This window comes from Cohnella sp. LGH, assembly GCF_017671885.1.
GTDB lineage: Bacteria > Bacillota > Bacilli > Paenibacillales > Paenibacillaceae > Cohnella > Cohnella phaseoli.
The window spans coordinates 6666308-6686793 of sequence record NZ_CP072117.1 but is presented as its reverse complement, the minus strand read 5'-3'; the positions used below and the strand labels follow the sequence as shown (position 1 = coordinate 6686793).

General features: G+C 54.8%; 16 protein-coding genes. 14 read left to right on the top strand and 2 right to left on the bottom strand.

The window, feature by feature from the left end; translation table 11 throughout:
* The first annotated feature begins 75 nt into the window (after window positions 1-75).
* From J4772_RS27780 to J4772_RS27770, 3 genes are all read left to right on the top strand, one after another.
* Window positions 76-1656, top strand: coding sequence for a spore germination protein (locus tag J4772_RS27780; protein WP_209072346.1), 1581 nt, complete (start codon window positions 76-78; stop codon window positions 1654-1656).
* 17 nt (window positions 1657-1673) lie between these two features.
* Window positions 1674-2873 (top strand): Ger(x)C family spore germination protein, encoded by a 1200-nt coding sequence (locus J4772_RS27775; protein WP_247740869.1) that lies wholly within the window; start codon window positions 1674-1676, stop codon window positions 2871-2873.
* Between the two features lie 279 nt (window positions 2874-3152).
* Window positions 3153-4244 carry a GerAB/ArcD/ProY family transporter gene (locus J4772_RS27770; protein ID WP_209072344.1) on the top strand — a complete coding sequence of 364 codons (1092 nt, stop codon included), beginning with the start codon at window positions 3153-3155 and terminating at the stop codon, window positions 4242-4244.
* Between the two features lie 8 nt (window positions 4245-4252).
* Here J4772_RS27770 and J4772_RS27765 read toward each other — a convergent pair whose 3' ends face one another.
* A complete protein-coding gene (locus J4772_RS27765; RefSeq protein WP_209072343.1) occupies window positions 4253-5041 on the bottom strand; it encodes a helix-turn-helix transcriptional regulator in 789 nt (262 codons plus the stop codon).
* A gap of 149 nt (window positions 5042-5190) precedes the next feature.
* On the opposite strand from J4772_RS27765, the gene J4772_RS27760 reads away from it, so the two are divergent.
* Window positions 5191-6672 carry an alpha-L-fucosidase gene (locus tag J4772_RS27760; RefSeq protein ID WP_209072342.1) on the top strand — a complete coding sequence of 494 codons (1482 nt, stop codon included), beginning with the start codon at window positions 5191-5193 and terminating at the stop codon, window positions 6670-6672.
* 46 nt (window positions 6673-6718) lie between these two features.
* On the opposite strand, the gene J4772_RS27755 is transcribed toward J4772_RS27760, so the two are convergent.
* The gene (locus J4772_RS27755; RefSeq protein ID WP_209072341.1) at window positions 6719-7171 is read right to left on the bottom strand and encodes a hypothetical protein; all 453 of its coding nucleotides are present in this window, start codon (window positions 7169-7171) and stop codon (window positions 6719-6721) included.
* 299 nt (window positions 7172-7470) lie between these two features.
* On the opposite strand from J4772_RS27755, the gene J4772_RS27750 reads away from it, so the two are divergent.
* The 10 genes from J4772_RS27750 (at window position 7471) to J4772_RS27705 (ending at window position 20397) form a co-directional block, all read left to right on the top strand.
* Entirely contained in the window at window positions 7471-9825 is a 2355-nt protein-coding gene (locus J4772_RS27750) for a beta-galactosidase (RefSeq protein ID WP_209072340.1), read from the top strand.
* Between the two features lie 230 nt (window positions 9826-10055).
* The gene (locus tag J4772_RS27745; RefSeq protein WP_209072339.1) at window positions 10056-10916 is read left to right on the top strand and encodes an AraC family transcriptional regulator; all 861 of its coding nucleotides are present in this window, start codon (window positions 10056-10058) and stop codon (window positions 10914-10916) included.
* Window positions 10917-11018: 102 nt separating this feature from the next.
* On the top strand, window positions 11019-12002 hold the full coding sequence (locus tag J4772_RS27740) for an N-acetylglucosamine kinase (RefSeq protein WP_209072338.1): 984 nt from the start codon (window positions 11019-11021) through the stop codon (window positions 12000-12002).
* 28 nt (window positions 12003-12030) lie between these two features.
* Window positions 12031-13329, top strand: coding sequence for a family 4 glycosyl hydrolase (locus tag J4772_RS27735; protein WP_209072337.1), 1299 nt, complete (start codon window positions 12031-12033; stop codon window positions 13327-13329).
* A gap of 12 nt (window positions 13330-13341) precedes the next feature.
* The gene (locus J4772_RS27730; RefSeq protein ID WP_209072336.1) at window positions 13342-14076 is read left to right on the top strand and encodes a 6-phosphogluconolactonase; all 735 of its coding nucleotides are present in this window, start codon (window positions 13342-13344) and stop codon (window positions 14074-14076) included.
* A 90-nt stretch (window positions 14077-14166) separates the two neighbouring features.
* Window positions 14167-16023, top strand: a complete 1857-nt coding sequence (locus J4772_RS27725; protein ID WP_209072335.1) for a sensor histidine kinase — start codon at window positions 14167-14169, stop codon at window positions 16021-16023.
* Window positions 16020-17099, top strand: coding sequence for a response regulator transcription factor (locus J4772_RS27720; RefSeq protein WP_209072334.1), 1080 nt, complete (start codon window positions 16020-16022; stop codon window positions 17097-17099). Before J4772_RS27725 ends, J4772_RS27720 begins: the two co-directional genes overlap by 4 nt.
* 106 nt (window positions 17100-17205) lie before the next feature.
* Complete coding sequence (locus tag J4772_RS27715; protein WP_209072333.1) at window positions 17206-18507, top strand: ABC transporter substrate-binding protein; 1302 nt, start codon at window positions 17206-17208, stop codon at window positions 18505-18507.
* A gap of 181 nt (window positions 18508-18688) precedes the next feature.
* Window positions 18689-19567 (top strand): carbohydrate ABC transporter permease, encoded by an 879-nt coding sequence (locus J4772_RS27710; RefSeq protein ID WP_371822763.1) that lies wholly within the window; start codon window positions 18689-18691, stop codon window positions 19565-19567.
* Window positions 19564-20397: a carbohydrate ABC transporter permease gene (locus tag J4772_RS27705; protein ID WP_116063578.1), complete on the top strand. Its 834-nt coding sequence runs from the start codon at window positions 19564-19566 to the stop codon at window positions 20395-20397. The genes J4772_RS27710 and J4772_RS27705 overlap by 4 nt, the downstream gene beginning before the upstream one ends.
* Window positions 20398-20486: the final 89 nt, after the last annotated feature.

Genomic DNA, 20486 nt, shown 5'->3' with positions numbered 1-20486 from the left:
GGGAAAATCCAGATTAAAACTGTCGGTAAAGGACCATACTGGGCTACAAGAATGCCATTCTTGTGGGTGACCGATATGAACAACAATAAGATGTGGAAACGGTCCAAGTCCGCGGGCAAGAGAACAAAGGAACGGCCTGCGGATAAGCGGATGCTGCTGCCCAGCCTTCAAGATAATATTAGAACGGTCGTTAACGATCTTGGCGGAAGCAGCGATATCGTCATACGCGAAGTTATGCTCGCAAGCGGTGTCCCTATCGCGGTCCTCTATACGGACGGTCTCGCCGATAAGCTTGCCATCTCCGATTTTATATTGGAAGCGACCATGCTCGACGACCGCTTGCCTGTTTCGGAAGGCAGACCCGAAGTTTCGGATGCGCTGGCGGCTCTAAAGAAATATATTCTGGCGACCAGCGAACTGAACGAAATCGATTCCTTCGGAGAACTGTACAAGGCTTTATTATCCGGGGAGAGCGTAATTCTGATCGAAGGATATACGACCGCAATAGCGGCCGCAACAAGAGGCTGGAGAGATCGCGGCATCGCCGAGACGACGTCCGAATCGGTCGTGCGGGGACCGAAAGAAGCTTTTACGGAAACCCTGCGGACGAATACGGCGATGGTCCGGCGCAAGATCAAGGATCCGAATTTGCGGCTGGAGACGAGACAGGTCGGACGCGTTACCCAGACCGATGTCGCAATTATGTACATAATGGGAATCGCCGCCGATAAGGTGGTGGAGGAAGTACGCAATCGTCTCGATCGCATTGATATCGACGGGATCTTGGAAAGCGGCTATATCGAGGAGCTGATCCAAGACGACACGTATACGCCGTTCCCGACAGTCTACAATTCCGAGCGGCCGGATGTGATCGCCGCAGAGCTGCTGGAAGGGAAAGTGGCCATTCTAGTAGACGGCACACCGTTCGTGCTCATCGTTCCGGCGTTGTTTGTTTCCTTCCTGCATTCCGCGGAAGATTATTATCATCGCTCCGATGTCAGCACGCTGATCCGCCTTTTGCGTTATCTCGGCGTATTTATCGCTTTGTTCGGCCCGTCCTTGTATGTCGCCATCACGACCTTCCACCAAGAGATGCTTCCGACGCAGCTTCTGATCAGCTTGGCCGCGCAGCGGGAAGGCATCCCGTTTCCCGCCTTCATCGAAGCCATCATGATGGAGGTCGCATTTGAAGTATTGAGGGAAGCGGGATTGCGGATGCCGCGCACGATCGGGCCGGCGGTATCGATTGTCGGCACGCTCGTGATCGGGCAAGCGGCAGTCGAGGCGAGCATCGTATCCGCGGTGATGGTTATCGTCGTGTCGACGACCGCGATCGCCAGCTTCGTGTTTCCATCGTACAGCATGGCCAATACGATCCGAATGCTGCGGTTTCCTCTGATGGGCCTCGCGGCCAGCTTCGGTCTGTACGGCATCATCGTTGGTATCTTCGCTCTTACGCTGCATGTATGCAGCCTGCGTTCGTTCGGTGTTCCCTATATGAGCCCGTTTGCCCCGATGATTATGGCCGACCAGAGGGATGCGATATTCAGGCTCCCCCACTGGGCCCTGGTCTCCCGTCCGCGGCTCATTAACAAGAACAACGTGAATCGCCAGCAAGCTCCGAAAGAGGCCAAGCCGGAGCCCCCGAAGCCATGAAAGGCGGAGACTTGGCAGTGACCAAGACAACGGCTCTGTTGTTGCTTCTAATGTTCCTGACCTCTATTATTACGGGCTGTTGGAATCGCCGCGAGCTTAACGATCTTGCGATCGTAGCGGCGCTCGGGATCGATAGGGTGGATGACCAATTTCTCGTAACCGTTCAAGTCGTCGATACCAGCGAAGTCGCGACAGGGAAAGGAACAAGCAGCGGCCGATCGCCGGTTACGACCTTTCATGCGAAGGGGGATACCGTTTTCGGGGCGATCCGCAAAATGACGACGGTAACGCCGCGAAAGCTTTATTTTGCCCATCTGCGGATTATGGTGATCGGCGAGCAATTAGCGAGACAGGGGATCGCCAAGACGCTTGATCTCATGTCGCGCGACCAGGAGGGGCGAACCGACTTCTATATCGTGGTGGCGAAGGGGACAACCGCTCATAACATCGTTAACGTTCTAACTCCCATTGAGAAAATTCCGGCGACGAAAATGTTTACGTCCCTGGAAGTTTCGGAGAAAGCTTGGGCTCCTACAGTATCCGTACAACTGGATGAGCTCATCACGAATATCGTGAATCCCGGAATCCAAGCGGCTTTAACGGGCATTGTCATTCAGGGGGACGAGGCGGAAGGCAAGAAGAAAACGAATCTAGAATCGCCGGATACGAAAGCGCAACTGCAGTATAAGGGCATTGCCGTATTCCGGGAAGATAAGCTGGTCGGATGGCTGAACGAACCGGAGAGCAAAGGCTTTAGCAATCTTACCGACAGGCTGAACAGCACGGTCATTGAGACTTCTTGTCCGGAAGGCGGGAGACTGGGGATCGAAATTATTCGAGCCAAGGCGAGCATTAAAGGCAAAGTGAGAAACGGCGAGCCGGAGGCGGAAGTGACGATGTATATGGATGCCAACGTAGCGGATGTGGAATGCAAGCTGGAATTGACCAAGACGAAGACGATTGCCGAGCTGGAGAAAAGAACCGCGCAAGTGGTGATCAGACACTCCGAACAGGCCCTGCAAAAAGCGAAAAAACTGAGGAGCGACATCTTCGGCTTCGGAGTGGCAATGCATCGGGCGAATCCGGCTTATTGGAAGAAGGCAAAGGAAGACTGGGACAATATTTTTGCGGAGCTGCCGGTCCGGTACAAGGTGAACGTGAAGATTAGACAGATCGGGACAGTCGGGGAATCGTTCCTTAACGATTTAAAGGAGTAAGGAAGCCGATGCTTGCGCTAACGGGAATCGTTGCGGTGGTCGCATTTCTTGTTTTTCTTGAGGTCCCTCCCTTGCTAAAAAAGAGGCAAATCAGGGAGCTATGGGTTTTTTCGCTATTGCTAATCATGGGAACTGGAATAAGCATTGCGCTGAGCTTGCACATCGTGATTCCGAATCCAATCGATTGGATCAATTACATATATAGTCCGGTTGGCCGATTCATCGAGAATGCGCTTGGTATTAGCAGGTGACGCCTGGCAACAAGGGAGAGGCTTGGACATGATCAGGAAGGAAAAAATAAGCGTTCGGCAATTCTGCTTGATCGTCGCTATATTTGCCATAGGGACGCCAATACTTGTTATTCCCGCAGAACTCGCCGCTATTGCCAAGCAGGACGCTTGGATCGTCCCCCTGATCGGAACCGTAATCTCCCTCCCTTTCATTGGTCTGTATGTTGCCGTCGGCCGGCTTGCTCCGGACAAAACATTAGTCGAAAAGTTGGAGTGGCTGCTTAGCAAGTGGATTGGCAAAGCGGTGATTCTCTCCTTCGCTTTTTTTTGCTTCGTGAACTCTTCGGAGTTGCTGTATTACATCGGAAACTTCATGAGTACGCAGTCGATGCCGAATACGCCGCTTTTGTCGCTGAATATTTTATTTGCTCTTATTATCGTCATGGGAATCCGGCTCGGGATCGAAACGTTGGCGCGTACCGCAGAGCTGATGTTTGTATTGTTTATCGTGTTGTTTATTATTTTGGTCGTGTTTGTGTCGCCTCAAATCGAGTTCGATCGCATTCAACCCGTCCTGGAAACGAAAATGAATAGCTTAACATGGGCTACCTTATATTTTATTAGCGTCTTATCGTTCCCTTCGTTTGTGCTGCTGATGATTTTTCCTTCCTGCGTCAATAGGCCGAAGGAGGCGAGCAAAGCTTTTTATAAAGGGACGATAATCGGCGGCGTCGTTATCGTCACGATTATCGCTTTGTGCATATTGGTGCTTGGCGTCGAGATCACGTCCATTCAAACCTTTCCCAGCTACGCGCTCGCCAAAAAAATCAATGTCGGTCATTTCCTGCAGCGGATCGAAATCGTGATGGCCATTATGTGGTTTATTTCGATTTTTTATAGGCTGACTTTTTATTTCTATGGGGCCGTCGAGAGCCTGGCGCAAGTGTTCGGACTAAAGAATAGCAAATCTATTGTGCTTCCGCTCGGATTGCTAATGGTCGCCATGTCGCTAGTCGTTCATCCCAACATGCAGCACGATATTGAGTACACCCATGCTTGGATGCCGTATGGAGCGACCTTCGGGCTCTTGCTCCCGCTGCTGTTGCTGGTTGTGTACGCCGTTCGTAAGAAAAAGCTCTAACATAGTGCTTAACCCCTCATATACCGCGAAGGCGATACGCCGTATTTCTTCTTGAACAGACGGGAGAAATAGCGATAATCGTTATATCCGACCCTATCGGCGATAAGCTGCACGCCCAGATGGGGGTGTTGCGTTAAGAGCTTGGCGGCCTGCTGCAGCCGAAGCGTATTGACGTACTCGATCGGCGTTAAGTTAAAGTGCTTCTTGAAAGCTTTAATAAAATAGTTCGGATGAAGATGGACAAGGTTGGCCAGCTCGACCAATGTAATTTCCGTTTGAAGATGGCTGCGGATATAGGCGTTGATTTTGCTTGAGAAGTCGTTCTCGCTGGCGGGCAATATTTTGACCAGGTCCACCCGTTCCAAGAAGAGCTTTAAGAGCTGCAGCAAGGCCGTTTTCTCGGTCAGGGCATCGAGCGGATTCGCAGAAAGATCGGTCTGCGCCAACGTTTCGAAGATCGGAACGATTCGCGGCTTAGGGATCGTGCATCTGACGGTGTCCGGGTGATAGATCAGCTTCCGTTCATGATCCAGATTAAGGTTAAAGTGCGACCAGTATTTGAGCACCGGTTTCCGCGGATTGTGAAAATAGGTGTGCTTCGTATGCGCGGGGATGAGAAACAGCTCCTCGGGCAGAGGCGTGAAGACATCGCCTTCGATAATGAGCGTAGCTTCGCCTTCAATGAAATAATAAAACTTGTTGAACGAATATACGCAGTTCTTTTCTCCCCAATCGGGAGCGCAGACATTATATCGGCATACGAGGTTGTGTAGGGTGGCATGCTCGAAGCTATTCATGTTTTAATCCTCCGACGGGATGATGGCTCTTCTCGGAACATACCATATCGGCTTAATATCGTCCACATCCTGCTTCATTTACGCCCTTGGATTTGCCAACCGCATTGCTATAATGGCCTTGAAACGGCTAAATTGCGGAGGTGCGGCGGGTGAAAAACTTTCACGAGAACTACTTGGGGACGATAGACGAAGTCATTCGGCAAGGCGCTTATAAGGACAATTGGACATCCTTGAGCGAATATCCGGAGCCGCTGTGGTATCGGAACGCGAAGTTCGGCATTTTTATTCACTGGGGCGTCTACAGCGTACCCGCTTTCGGCAACGAATGGTATCCTCGCAATATGTATTTGCAGGGAACCCCGGAATATGAACATCATCTGACAACGTACGGGGAGCCGAAAGACTTCGGCTATGCGGATTTCATTCCGAGCTTTAGAGCGGAAAAATTTGATGCGGACGAGTGGATTACCCTGTTCAAAGCGGCCGGAGCGAAATACGTCATGCCCGTAGCCGAGCATCATGACGGATTTCAGATGTACGACAGCGAAGTATCGAAATGGAATGCGGCCAAAATGGGGCCAAAGCGCGACATTGTAGGGGAATTGAGAGAAGCGGCGGAGAAGGAGGGCATCGTCTTTACGGCTTCGAGCCATCGGGCGGAAAATTACTGGTTCTTCGGCGGCGGTAGGGAGTTCGATTCCGGAATTCAAAAGACGACGTTCCGGGAGCCATACGGCTATGCGGCTCCGCTGTATTCGACCGGCGATATCTCGGCTACGCATGACATCTATTCCGCGTCTCCGACTCGGGAGCACCTGGAGGATTGGCTTGTCCGCACATGCGAGCTGGTCGACAAATACCGGCCGAAGATCGTCTGGTTCGACTGGTGGATCCATAACTTGGCGTTTAAGCCGTATCTCAAGAAGTTCGCCGCCTACTATTATAACCGTTCGCAAGAATGGGGCGTTGAAGTGGCGATAAATTACAAGTATGATGCTTTCGCCTTCGGAACGGCGATATTCGACGTGGAGAGAGGGCAGCTAAGCGACATCCGTCCCCGGCTATGGCAGACCGATACGGCTATCGCCAAAAACTCTTGGGGCTACACGAACAACAACGACTTCAAAAATCCGGTCGACATCGTCTGCGATCTGGTCGATATCGTCAGTAAAAACGGCTGCCTGCTTTTGAACGTCGGTCCAAAATCGGACGGAACGATCTGCGCCGAGGAAGCGGAGGCGCTGCGCAGCATCGGACAATGGCTGGCGGTTAACGGCGAGTCGATTTACGATACGACCTATTGGAAAGTCTACGGCGAGGGATCTACTAAAGTGCCGGAGGGAGCGTTCACAGACGCGGACCGGGCTGCATTTACAAGCGAGGATATCCGTTTCACCTATAAAGCTCCCTACCTTTATGCCAACGTGCTTAGCTGGCCGGCAAACAACGAGGTGCTCATTAAAGCGTTGAAGGCCGGAGGCCCCCTGTTCGAGGGCCACCTGGCCAACGTAGAGCTGCTAGGATTCGATTATCCCGTTTCGTTTCGGCGAAGCGCTGAAGGCTTGGAATTGTGCGTGAACGGCAGCATCGAAACGAAGTATCCCGTTTGCCTGAAAATTACGCTGGATTAAGCAGTATTCCACGATTGCAGCTAAGATTGCGAAACCCTCTATTCATTCAGGTTGGAGGAGGGGGCGGAGGCGGTTCGTGACAACGACAGATATTAACGATAGCTTTTTCTGACTGAGATTGCATCTGGGATTGCAGTTGCAGTTGCGTTTGATGTTGGGCCTGAATCTGTGCTTGAATTTGCGCAAAAAATTGCGATTGATGCTGTTGCTGGATTTGTTCCTGGGTTTGCAGCTGATTTGCTAATTGGTTTTGAGCTTGTTGTTGGGTTTGCGTTTGCTGCTGCAACTGCGACTGCACTTGCGTCTGGTATTGCAGCTGTGCCTGGGCCTGTGCTTGTAACTGTGCTTCGAGTTGCCGCTGGGTCTCAGCCTGTGCTTGAATTTGAGCCTGGAGTAATTGATTGGTTCTGCTTGGAATGATACATCTCTTAGCGGGTTTAGGATGAGGTCTGCTCCTGCACTTTCTTGCCGTTGATGTTCTTTGAATCGGCATATTCACGGAGCACTCCAGTCTCAAATGAGTTGAATACGTTGTACTGAACTATAAATATGACCCGGACGGTTTACCGGACAAGACGAAAGACGGGGGAGATTCGTACATGTGCTAGGAATGCAACGAATTTCTGAACAGCATCCTAATTATTGAACAACTGCGTGTGAAAAAATGCAGAATGAGCTTAAGAATTGCTTGTTGTTAAACGCTTGAAATCCAAACTATTCTGAAAAAGCATAGATGTCATTAGAGCAGGAAGATCAACTATGCCGAGTGATTAGTTGGAGATAAAGCGAGGAGAGAAGATGAAGCAGGTCATCGACGTCGTCACACAGGGCGAAAAACCGATCATACGCGACCATCTCAACATGGGAGGAAGCAATCCGAAAGGCGATTCGATCAGGGCGAACAGTCGCTATCTCGAACGAGACGGAAAACCTTGGCTGCCTGTCATGGGAGAATTTCATTTCTCCAGGTTCCCGAACGAGCAATGGGAGGAAGAGCTGCTGAAGATGAAAGCGGGTGGGATTCAGGTCGTCGCCACCTACTTGTTCTGGATCTATCACGAAGAGATCGAGGGGCGCTACAATTGGTCCGGAGACAAAGATCTGCGGAGATTCATAGAATTATGCGCGAAGAGCGGGCTGGAGGCCGTCGTTCGGCTCGGGCCCTGGGCGCATGGAGAATGCCGAAACGGCGGGTTCCCGGATTGGATCTATGGAAAATGCGCGCTGCGTACGAACGATGAGGATTACTTGCGATATGCCAGACGATTCTACTCGGAAATCGCCAAGCAGATTGAGGGGCTCGCGTTCCAGGACGGAGGACCGATCGTCGGTCTCCAGTTCGATAACGAATTGACGGATAACGCCGAGCATCTGCGTACGTTAAAGGAGATGGCGCTGGCTCTGGGGATGAAGGCGCCTCTGTATACCGTGACCGGTTGGGGCGGGCCTGGCGGCGCGCGAATTCCGCAGGACGAGGTTCTTCCGTTATTCGGAGGATACCCGGACCATCCTTGGGAGAAGCACACCAATCCGCTTCCTCCGGGGCCGCACTACTTCTTTCATTCTGTTCGAAACGATCCAAGCATCGGCAGCGACTTGTTCGGAGAGAAAGCCGAGGAAATCGAGGATTTGGCGGAGATCGAGCGCTACCCGGACGGGTGCTGCGAGCTGGGCGGCGGCGTGCAGATGACGTATCATCGGCGACCTGTCATTGAAGCGGACGATGTCGCAGCGATGGCGACGGTCAAACTTGCCAACGGCTGCAATCTTTTGGGCTATTACATGTATCATGGCGGGACGCATTCGGTAGGGGAATTGTCGACGATGCAGGAATCGAACCCTCAGGGCAACCAGTTACCGGTGCGAAGCTACGATTTCCAGGCGCCGATTGGGGAATTCGGTCAACTTAGGGAGAGCTACAGGCTGCTGAAACGACTGCATCTGTTTCTGCAAGCATTCGGAGAACGGCTGGCGCCTATGTCTGCGGCGTATCCGGAAATTCGTCCCTTATCTCTCGAAGATACCGGGACGGTGCGCGTTGCCGCAAGAGCAAGCGGGGATAGCGGCTTCTTGTTCTTCAACAATTATCAGCGATTAACGAAGATGGAGGACAAGAAGGATGTTCAAGTCGAGCTGCGTTTGCCGGGAGGGCAGCTGACCGTCCCCGAAGCTGCCGGATTTACGCTGAAAGCCGGCGCTTATTTCATCTGGCCGTATCATCTGGATATGGAAGACGTGCGGTTGAACTACGCGACGGCGCAGCCGTTATGCGCGCTGCGGGAAGACGGGGATTCGACTTACGTCTTCTTCGGAGTTCCGGGCGTGCGGCCGGAGTATGTATGGGATTCGTCTACGGTTGCGCATATCGAAGTGATCGAAGGCAGCGGACGCGTCGAACGGAGCGGCGTCACGGTCGCCGTGCGCGATCTGGAGCCTGGAACGGCATGCGAATTCGCCGTTCGGTCCGTCTCGGGCCGGACGTTCAAGGTACTCACGCTGACCGGAGAGCAATCGCTTCATCTCTGGAAGGGCAAGGCATTCGGCCGGGAACGGCTGATTCTGTGCGAAGGAGACGTCAGCTTCGAAAAGGACGGGGTGCGGATCGGCGGAACGGAGGTAAATCAATTCGCTTTCGCGATCTATCCGCCCGTCGATCGAAGCGTCGCGCACGAAGGGGGTGCTGTGGAGTGGCGGCAGGACGGGGTTTTTCAAGGCTTCCGTTCGATCGTTCGGCCCCGGGAAATTTCTGTGGTCGTGGTGCCGGTCAGCGATGCTATCTTAAACGCCGCCTTCTTCCCGTATTTATTCGAGAAGGAGGGCCAGGAGGGGAAATCTCCGGAATGGGAGATTCGCGTCGACGTCGCGGCTTTCGAAGAAGCGACCGATATCCGTCTGGTCATCGCTTACGTAGGGGACGTCGCGCAAATCTATATTGGCGGACTATGCGTCGCGGATCAGTTCTATAACGGAACTCCTTGGACGATCGGGCTGAAGAGATTCCGCCAGGAGTTAAGGCGGGAGCCGATCATACTGAAAGTCTCTCCTCTGTGGGCGTCGACGGACGTTTACATGCCTGACAGGCCATCCGAGGATCGGATGCCAGACCTCTTGTCTGTCCGGGCCTTAGCGGAGTATACGGTCGAGCTTTCCTAATATCGTGGGGCTCTGCAAGAACTGGACGAGATTTTGAGGGAGGAGCATCCCTAGGCTATAAAGGAGATATGTTTATAATCAATAGTAAAATATGGTGTGAAAAACAGGCGCATGAGTGGGGTTGACGATCGAGGATAGGGAATCCGCCAAGCGGCGGACATTGATTTCATAAGATCAGCTATAGTATTGTTGGAATTACTCGATCCTGTAATGAAAGGCTGGGGGGAAAGATGGGCACGATTAAAAGGGATTGGCTCGATCTGTCCAAGTCGTTCCCGCTGCAGGTGAGCGACAATATCGGCGTCGTGCCCGACTTCAACCGGCTGCATTGGCACGACAGTCTGGAAATCAATTACGTCAAGCAAGGCGAAGGCGTTTATTTGATCAATGGCCGAACCTACGCGATGCGCGAAGGAGACATTATTTTGCTCGGGCCGAACGATCTGCACCGGGCGTTCGAGACGCGGGACCTCGTGCTGCAGGTTACCGTATTCGACTCGGCGCTCTTCGCCGCCGATCAGCGCTACGAGCCGGATATTCTTGCCCCGTTCACGGAGATGAATATCCGCTTCGACAATTTGCTCGACCGCGATAATCCGGCTATCGGCGAGCTTCGCGAGCTCTTGCTGGATATGCAGCGAGAATACCGAACGCGAGCCGATTCCTATCGGGCCGTCATGCGCGCGCAGCTCGCGCGGTTTCTGGCCTACGTGAACCGCAATTTCTCCAAGGCGCCGGTCGGTTCCGCGTCGCGGCTTCGCGTGAAGCAATCGCTCGCGCGATCCGTGCTGCAAGCGATCCACGAGGATCCGGTCCGCGCCTGGACGCTCCAAGAATTGGCCGATATCGCCCATCTGAGCCCGTCGCGATTCAGCGCGATTTTCAAGCAGACGGTCGGCACCTCTCCTCTCAATTACTGCCTGCAGATTCGAATCGGACAAGCGATTCAGCTGCTGGAATCCACGGAACGCAAAATCATCGACATCGCCGCGGAGTGCGGCTTCCATAACCTGTCCAATTTCAATCGGGTGTTCTCGACCCATGTCGGCCGTACGCCGAGTCAAGTCCGGGAAGGTCGGCAAAAGCAGTAAGATTGCATTAGTCCCTAGTCGTATTGGCGAAGAACCCTTCCTCTCGGGAGGGTATTCTTAAGTTACGCAACAAAAGCCATAACGAGTTAGCGGGTGTTGAACATGAAATACATCATCGGATTGGATCAAGGCGGTACGAAGACAGTCGCCGTCGTGTCCGATCTCCAAGGACGCTTGCTCTCCGCGGGATACGCGGATGGAAGTCTTCATAGCTCGAACGGCATGGCCCATAGTATGGAGCGGGCAACCGAGGCGATCGGCGAAGCGCTGAAGCGCGCGAACGCGGCGCCGGCAGACGTTCTCTGTCTTCACTCGGGGATGACGGGCGCCGACTTTCCGTACGAATACGAGCTGCTGCGCGAGGCCTTGATCGCCGCGACGGGAATTCCGGACGTGCGAGTCGAGAACGATTGTATCATCGCTTATCGCGCCGGTACTTCGTCCGCGACCGGAGCCGTGCTCTGTATTGGAACCGGCACGAATGCGGCGGTTGTACGGCAGGGCGCGCCGCCTTTCGTCTACGGCTATCATATTCGGGATGAAGATTCGGGCGGGGAGGCGCTGGGCAATTTGGCGCTGAGAGCCGCGCTCGATTCGGAGGTCGGGCTGGAGCGGGCGACCGACTTGAAACGGCTGATTCTCGGTCGCTACGGCTTGGACAATACGGACGAACTGATGGAAGGTTGGATTCAGGGCAAGCTGGGCTCGCGCAAGCATCTCGTGCCGCTTATCTTCGAGGCGGCGGAAGCCGGAGACGAGGTTGCCGTCCGTCTCATCGTCGATTTCGGCACACGCAATGCGAAATACGTGACGGCCGGACTTCGGCATTATGGCGTTCCGGCACAAGAGGCGGAGATCGTCTTGTCGGGAAGTCTCTTCAAGGCTCGTTCTCCGTTGCTAAGGACGACGGTGGAGGAAGAATTGAAGGGACATTTTCCAAGCGTTCGGATTATCCATTCGGTCTACGAGCCGGTCGTCGGAGCGGCCTTGCTGGCTTTGGATCGCCTGAACGGCGAACAGTATCCGCTGGATAGCCGACCTCTGGCCGACTCTGTTAGGGAACTAGGTCTGATTCGTTTACCATAAACACGCACAACAAGGGAGAGATTCGACAATGGCAGCAATCAAAATGGTATACATCGGCGGAGGCAGCACCCGCGCGGCGGGCACCGTGGCCAGCTTCATTCACCAGGGAGACAATTTCAAGGATTCCGAAATCGTGCTCGTCGACTTGAACGAAGAGCGTCTGGAAATCGTGCGCAAGATGGCGCAAAAGATGGCCGACATTCAAGGCACGAACATCAAGATTACGGCAACGCTCGACCGCAAAGCCGCGCTCCGGGACAGTGACGCCGTCTTGACCAGCTTCCGTCCCGGCGGCTTCGAAGCCCGTTACCTGGACGAGAGCATTCCGCTTAAGCACGGCTTTATCGGCCAGGAGACGCAAGGCGCAGGAGGATTCTTCATGGCGATGCGCTCGCTGCACGTCCTGAAGGGGATCGTCGAGGACATTGAAGCGATCAGCCCGAACGCATGGCTGTTTAACTACACGAACCCGGTTAACATCGTATCCGAGGCGATTACCCATCACAGTCCGATCAAGACGGTATCGCTCTGCGAAGGTCCGATTATATTCCCGCAGTGGATCGCGGAAACCGCGGGCCTCGACCCGGCTCATCTCGACGTCTCCATGATCGGCCTTAACCATAACTGCTGGTCCAACCGGCATCTGTACAAAGGGCAGGACATCATGCCGCTGCTCGCGGAAGCCTACGAGCGATTGAAGGACGACCCGACGGTCAGCCGCCATCAATTGCGCATGCTGAAGCTGGCCGTGACGATGGGCTCGATTCCCGCCGACTACTTCCAATACTTTTATTACAAGGAAGAAGTGCTTGAGCAGCTGCAAGCGAAGCCGACGACGCGTTCGCAGGACATTCTGGCGAAAGTTCCGGATTATTGGAAACACTATACGGAACAAGCGGAGAGCGCGACTCCGGAGCTGGATCCGAACCGCTCCCGCGGCGGCATCCACGAGCTTGAGCTGGCTTTCGACGTGATGGACGCCGTGTTTAACGACCGCAAGGAAGTGTGGACGTGCAACGTGCCGAACAACGGGGCGATCGCGGACTTCCCCGCCGACCGCGTCGTCGAAGTGCCTTGCTTCGTGGACCGCAACGGCATCGCGCCGATCGCGCAAGGCCATATGCCGCAACAAACCGCGGGTCTCGTGAAGATGCTCGGCGAATATCAAGCGCTGACTGCGGAAGCCGGATGGAGCGGCACTCGCATCGACGGAATTCGCGCGCTGGCCAGCCACCCGCTCGTGTACTCGATCGATCGCGCGGAGAAGCTGTACGACGAGATGGCGCAAGCTCACAAAGCCTACTTGCCAGAGCGCTTGCTGAAATAAGGGGGAGCCGACATGACGAAGTTGAAACTGATCGTTGTCGAAGATTACGAAGCGATGAGCCGCGCGGCGGCCGAGTGGCTGGCGAACATCGTCGGCGAGAAACCGGACGCATCCGTCGTGCTGGCGATGGGCAACACGCCGATGGGGATGTACGAGCGGCTGGCGGACCTCCGCAGCGAGGAGAAGGTCGATTTCTCCGCTATCCGCGCTTTCCAACTGGACGGCTATCTGGGCATTCCGAGCGACGACCCGCGTTCGCTCGAAGGCTGGCTGCGCCGTTCGGTCGTGGAGCCTTGGAAGCTGAGAGAAGACCAGCTTGTTCTGCTGGACGAGAATACGGACGATCCGGCCCGCACGGCGCGGGAATACGAGCTTGAGGTCGAGCGTGCCGGAGGCATTGACGCGACAATTCTCGGGCTCGGACCGAACGGACATCTCGGTTTTAACGAGCCGCCGTCCCGAGCCGATTCCCCGACGCGCGCCGTTACGCTGACGGAGAAGAGCCTGCACAGCAATGCCGCCTATTGGGGCGGGCTGGACCGCGTGCCGCGCGAGAGCATTACCGCGGGCATGGACGTGCTGCTCGGTTCAAGGAAAATTTTGCTGCTCGCTTCCGGAGCGGGCAAGCGCGAGATCTTGAGGGCGACGCTGCACGGGGCGATCGACGAGAATGTGCCTTCCAGCTTTTTGCGGACCCATGGCGACGTAACGATTATCGTCGACAAGGCCGCATACCCCGACGAATAAAGCAAACGAACTTATAAGTTAACCATTCAGGCATTCCCCGGTTGCGTCCGGGGGGTGCCTTGGCCGTTTCCGGCCGGCAAGGAGAACGACATGACACCGAACAACGATCGGGCGAGGGCACGCTGGAGACGTCTGCTGCTCGCTCCCTTTCAGAGCAAGATTAGGAACCGGCTGCTGCTGTACATGCTGCTGCTGTCTTTGCTTCCAATCACAGCGGTTTCCTATATGGCGATCTCCCGGTCGGCCGGCGCAATGGAGCGGGAGATCGTCGATCTCAACCAGGAACAGCTTGCCACCGTGAGCGAATACATGTCCGAGAAAATCAGCCAACTCAACGAGATGCTCTCGTCCATCGTCGTCGACGACAAAATCGCGGATCGGATGGGGCGGCTGGACAACGACGACATTACGCAGTTTTATCGGGCCAACGATTATATTACGAACAAGCTATCCTCCGTCTACTATGCCAATCAGAGCGTGTTAAACGGCGTTCTTCTGTACGTGGTCAACATCGATAAAACCTATAGCGCCAGCGCGTACCAGGAAGGGATTCGCAGCGACCGTTCGCTCGAGGAATATTCATGGACGTCGTTCGAACTGGAGCATAGCCATCTGGAATATCGGAACGACGCCGCCAAAGCGGGCTTTACGATCATGCGGCCGATCAACCGGTTCGAGGATCGCAAGCGGCTCGGCAACGCCGCCCTCGACGTAAAGTGGAGCATGATGGACCGCATGCTAAGCGTGCTGTTCGACGACGGATCGGAGGTCTATCTGCTCAATGATGACGGAGAAGTACTGTATGCCCCTTCGTCGGCCGAGGGGGCGGCGGGCTTGGCAACCGCTCTTGCGAGCCGCTTGGCCGGCCCGTCTTCCTACGAGAAAATCGGGGATTTCTACGTCTTTCGCCGTCCCGTCCCCTATACGTTTTTTACCGTCGTAAAAGTGATGCCTAACGAGAAGGTTGTGCGAAGCGGACGGGAGATTATCCGCGCCAGCGTCGGCATTGCCGCCGTATTCGTCGCGGCCTCCTTGCTGCTATCCATCTTATTCGCCTACAAGGTCACGAATCCGATCACGAACCTGGTCCGCTATATGCGCAAGCTCGATTGGATCAAGTCCGACTACGTGGCCGACAGGAAGCGCAAGGACGAAATCGGTCTTCTGGAGAACAGCTTTCAGACGATGGTCGCCAACATTAAAGGACTGATCGAATTCGAGTACGAGGCGACGATCGCCAAGCGCACGGCCGAAGTCAAGGCGTTGCAAGCGCAGATCAATCCGCATTTTCTGCAAAATACGCTCCAGCTCATCAGCGGCATGGCGCTGGACAAAGACGCTCCGGAAATTCATCGGGTCGTGAAGGCGATCGGGGGCATGTTCCGCTACAGTATCCGCAATCGGCCCGACGTCACGACGCTGCGGGAGGAATGGCGGCATATGCGCAACTACTTATATATCCAGGAGACGAGGTTCCCGAGCAAGGTGGTCTCCGAGGTCGAGCTTCCGGAAACGTTCGCAGGGGTGCCGATTCCGCTGCTGACGCTGCAGCCGCTTGTCGAAAACGCGTTCGAGCACGGATTCGGGCAGCAGCTCGGGGAATGGCGCATTCATCTTGGCGTCGAACGGGAAGGCGAGACGGTCGTCGTCCGCATCGAGGATAACGGCGCGGGCATGGACGCGACGCGGCTCGCGGAGATTCGCCGTTCCTTGGAGGACAACGGAACGCTGTTCCGGGAAGCCGACAGTCTCGGTCTTCGCAATGTGGATGCCCGGATCAAGCTGCATTTCGGCAAAGCCTTCGGACTGCGTATTGAGAGCGAACAAGGCGCGGGCACTCGCGTAAGCATCCTGCTGCCGGGCGACGGTGTAAAGGACGAACGGGAGAGCGAGCCGCGCGGAGAACGGATGAACGCCAGATCGGACAATGAGGAGGGACAGCCATGAAAGCCGTCATTATCGACGACGAGGTCTGGAGCCGCAAAATGATCCGGAGTCTCGGCCGATGGGAAGAGCTGGGGATCACGATCGTTGGCGAGGCGGAGGACGGGATTGCCGGTTGGGAGCTGATTGCGGCAGAGCGTCCGGATATCGTGCTGCTCGATATGCGAATGCCCGGCATGGAAGGAACCGAGCTGATCCGGCTGTTGAACGAACGCGGCATCGACGCCAAGGTCATCGTGATCAGCGGGCACGCCGACTTTCAATATACGAAGCACGCCATCGACTACAAGGCCTCGACCTATATTCTGAAGCCGATCGACGAGGACGAATTGAACGATGCGCTGGCTAACTGCGCTCGTGAAGTGCGCAAGCGCGATGCGCTCCGCAACGACGAGCTGCTCACCGTTCATTACGAGAACAAGGAGCTGACGGAGCTGACTTCCCGAGCTAAGCGCGAGCTTGGCCGCTACCTCCAAGCGGTCGACGCTCATGCCGCCGATCAGGCGTTCCGCAAACTGCGCGAGGAGCTGTCCGGCCTCGGAGCGGGAGAGGCCGGCGTGCGCAAAGTTTACGTCGAGCTTTACCTGCTGCTCGAGGAATATTTGACCCCGTCCGGAATCTCCATTCAGGAGCTCGCCGAGCGGACGCTGCGTACGGATGCCGATGCCGAACCGGACGAGTCTCTGCGCAGGCTTGGCGATCTCTATCTGGCCGCCATCGAGCGAGAATCGGACAGACGCAAGCCGAAGGACAAGCTGGACCTGGAGGAAGTGCGGAAATACATCGACCGTCATTACGATGAGCCGATCAGTCTGGAGACGGTCGCGGACGCGTTCTACGTGAGCAAGGAGTATCTCAGCAAGGCGTTCAAAGCGAAATTCGGCGGCAATCTGACCGATTACGTGATCGGTCTGCGAATGGGGAAGGCTAAGGAATTGGTCTGCTCCAGCGATCTGAAGATCAAGTCGATCGCTCAGGCGGTCGGCTACGAGGACGTTACGTATTTTAACCGGCTGTTCAAGAGCCATTACGGGGAGACGCCCGGCGGAATGAGGGACAGGATGTCTGTCGCGCATTAATATTATCCTAGCTCCAAGGCCAATATCCTCTGATTTCAGGCCCTGCTGCCCTTGCTATACTGAATTCAGATCAGATTATCCCCTTGACTAAGGAGGTTTCACCAAAATGAGAAAGTTATCTCTTGTTCTGGCGGCGACGCTGATGGCCGGCGCCCTGTCCGCCTGCGGCTCGAACGGCAATACGAACGACAGTTCCCCGGCAGCGTCCGGTAACGGCGATACAGGCAAGGCGAAGGACGTTGACCTGAAGGTATTCGTCAGCCTGCCCCGGTTCAAAAACCAATTCGAGCAGTATTTCGAGCAATTCAAGAAAAAAGAGCTCGCCGAGAAAAACATTAACGTCAAGATCAGCCTGGAAATGCCGAGCGCCGATACCGCCGATCAGATTCTGAAATCGCGGATGTCCGGCGGCGACAGCCCCGACGTCTTCACGTTGCACGCGGTGAACGACATTCCCGGATTTTACCGCGCCGGATATTTGGAGGACTTGAGCGATCAGCCGTTCGTCGGCCAACTGCTTGAGGGCGTGAAGTCGGGCGTCACCTTCGACGATAAGATCCTGGCGGTTCCTCTGGAGAGCGTCGGTTGGGGGATGCTGTACAATAAGAAAATCTTCCGCGAGAACAACTTGAAGCTGCCGGAGACGGTAACCGAGATGAAGCAGCTCGCCGACGAGCTGAAGGCGAAGGATATTCAGCCGTTCATGATCGCGCTTAAGGAATCCTGGATGGCCGAGAGCTTCCCGACGCTGGCCGTCGGCGCCTTGAACAGTTCTGCGAACCCGGGGTTCGTCGACCGGATGAACGAGGGCACAGCTTCGTACACGGAGCTGAAAGGGCTCACGGACACGATGGACATGCTTCGCGATTACGGCGGCAAGAAGGTATTCGAGCTTGACGGGGACCAAGCGACGGCGGAATTCGCCCAAGGCAACATCGCGATGTGGCCGGCTCAAGGTCCATGGTTTGCGGAAGCGATTCTCAAGAACGATCCGGATTTCGAGCTCGGCGTCGCGCCGATGCCTATCAACGACGATCCGAAGTCGACGCTGCTGAACCTGTCCACGTCTACCTCAATCGGAGTTGCACCGGACAGCAAAAATAAAGAAGTTGCGCTTGATCTCGTCAACTACATTTTGGACCAGAAGGACTCCAGCGCGTTTTACCAAAGCATGATGTTTAATCCGGTCGCGGAAAGCCATACGTTCTCGCCTTACCCTTGGATCGAGGATGTTACGGGCTACGCGTCCGCCGGCAAGGCGTACGACGATCCGCGCATTCCTTCCGGCGTGAAGAACGTCTCCGAGACGCTGTTCCAAGGCTATTACGCCAAGGATATGACCGCCGAGCAGGTCGTGCAAGCGATGGACAAGGCCTGGAAGGACGCCAACGAGTTGAACAAACAATAGAAAGAAGAGGCTGTCCCATAAGTAGTCCATACAAAGATGATCGATAAAAGAAACGAGTGCATGTGTCTCCTGGAGTGAGCAGCGGAGGGAGATACATGCATGGCTACCTTCTCTGTCGGTCATCTTTATGTATGACTCCTTTGCTTATAGGACAGCCTCTGAAATAAAGGAGGGTATCGAATTGACGCGAACGATTCGCCAATACGCCTGGTTCTTCGCTTTCGTCGCCCCGGCGCTGCTGGTGTTCCTCATCTTCATCGTCATTCCGATGCTGGGCGGCATGAGCTATAGCTTTACGAATTGGAACGGTCTGGCCAGGTCGTACAAGTTCGTCGGATTCGTCAATTACATCGAGGCGTTCAAGGATAAGGAATTTATCCGCTCGCTGATGTTTTCATTTAAGTACGTATTTTTGATGGTCGTGCTGCAGAACGGAATCGCGCTGCTGCTAGCGCTGCTCATCGAATCCCGGAAGCGGGCGAAGGGACTGTTCCGCACGATCTTCTTCATGCCGAACCTGATTAGCATGATCATCGGCGCTTTCATGTGGACGTTCATCTTCACGAAGCTGCTGCCGGAGCTTGCCGAGCAGGCGGCTTTCTCTTTCCTGGATCAAGCCTGGACGAGCGATCCGAAAGTGTCCTTCTATTCGATTCTGATTGTTTCCTTATGGCAAGGCGTCGGGTATATGATGATCATCTACATCGCCGGTTTGCAAGGCGTACCGCAGGATATTAAAGAAGCCGCGCGCATCGACGGCGCCAACGGCTGGCAGATGCTTCGCTCGGTGACGCTTCCGATGATCATGCATACGGTGACGATCTGTCTGTTCCTGACGCTCAACTCGGCGTTTAATTCGTTCGACGTCATCTTCGGTTTGACCGGCGGCGGGCCGGCGAGGAAGACGGAAGTCGTCTCGCTGAACATTTTCCAAGAAGCGTTTAATTACAATTACCGGTTCGGATACGCCAACGCCAAAGCGATGATCCTGTTCCTGATCATTCTGGTGATCACGATCGTTCAGGTACGGGTCATGAAGAGGAGGGAGATCGAAGCATGAGCAGCAAGGGAAACATTGCGTTTCGCGCCGTATCCGTCGTCATCCTTGCCGTCATGGCCGTCTTCTTCGCTCTTCCGATCTATATGGCGGTCGTCAATTCGTTCAAGACGCAAAAGGAGATTTTCTCGTCCGTGCTCGCATGGCCGAGCAGCTTTGGCTTCGACAACTACATTAACGTTTTTCACAGCATCGACCTGTTGAAAAGTCTGGGCAACTCGCTGACGGTGACGATAATCGGGGTCGTCGGCATGCTGCTGCTCGGGGCGATGGCCGGATATAAGCTGTCCCGGACGCCGGGCAAGCTGAGCGGGTTCATCTTCTTCCTGTTCCTCTCTTCGATGATGATTCCGTTCCACGTCATTATGATCACATTGTCTCAAGTAGCCAAGTCGCTGCACCTGCAGGGCTCGACGACAGGACTCGGGATCATGTACGTCGGACTCAGCTTGAACATGGTCATTTTTCTGTATCACGGGTTCGTGAAAGGCATTCCGAAAGAAATGGAAGAGGCGGCCAAGATGGACGGGGCTGGCGAGCTGTATACGTTCTTCCGAATTATTCTGCCGCTGCTCAAGCCGATTACCGTCACCTTGGCGATTCTTAACGTGCTCTACATCTGGAACGACTTCCTGCTTCCGCTGCTCATGCTGACGGACGTGAACAAGTACACGCTTATTTTGACGACGAACAGCTTCTTCGGACAGTATACGAAGGATTGGGGCAGCATTCTTTCCTCGCTCGTCATGACCGCCGTTCCCGTGTTCGCCTTCTTTATCGCGTTCCAGAAGTGGATTCTGCAAGGGATCGCCGACGGCGCGCTGAAGGGATAAGTCCTTTCCGTAAAAATGAAAATGTCGTATGGAACTGCCGCTACTCAAGCGGTGATGCGAGATTGAGGTGGAGAGCTGGACTGGCAAAC

Bases quoted from the DNA above. Each gene is read 5' to 3' on its own strand.
- J4772_RS27780 (WP_209072346.1), top strand. From the start codon at position 76: ATGAACAACAATAAGATGTGGAAACGGTCCAAGTCCGCGGGCAAGAGA.
- J4772_RS27770 (WP_209072344.1), top strand. From the start codon at position 3,153: ATGATCAGGAAGGAAAAAATAAGCGTTCGGCAATTCTGCTTGATCGTC.
- J4772_RS27765 (WP_209072343.1), bottom strand. From the start codon at position 5,041: ATGAATAGCTTCGAGCATGCCACCCTACACAACCTCGTATGCCGATAT.
- J4772_RS27750 (WP_209072340.1), top strand. From the start codon at position 7,471: ATGAAGCAGGTCATCGACGTCGTCACACAGGGCGAAAAACCGATCATA.
- J4772_RS27745 (WP_209072339.1), top strand. From the start codon at position 10,056: ATGGGCACGATTAAAAGGGATTGGCTCGATCTGTCCAAGTCGTTCCCG.
- J4772_RS27740 (WP_209072338.1), top strand. From the start codon at position 11,019: ATGAAATACATCATCGGATTGGATCAAGGCGGTACGAAGACAGTCGCC.
- J4772_RS27735 (WP_209072337.1), top strand. From the start codon at position 12,031: ATGGCAGCAATCAAAATGGTATACATCGGCGGAGGCAGCACCCGCGCG.
- J4772_RS27730 (WP_209072336.1), top strand. From the start codon at position 13,342: ATGACGAAGTTGAAACTGATCGTTGTCGAAGATTACGAAGCGATGAGC.
- J4772_RS27725 (WP_209072335.1), top strand. From the start codon at position 14,167: ATGACACCGAACAACGATCGGGCGAGGGCACGCTGGAGACGTCTGCTG.
- J4772_RS27720 (WP_209072334.1), top strand. From the start codon at position 16,020: ATGAAAGCCGTCATTATCGACGACGAGGTCTGGAGCCGCAAAATGATC.
- J4772_RS27715 (WP_209072333.1), top strand. From the start codon at position 17,206: ATGAGAAAGTTATCTCTTGTTCTGGCGGCGACGCTGATGGCCGGCGCC.
- J4772_RS27705 (WP_116063578.1), top strand. From the start codon at position 19,564: ATGAGCAGCAAGGGAAACATTGCGTTTCGCGCCGTATCCGTCGTCATC.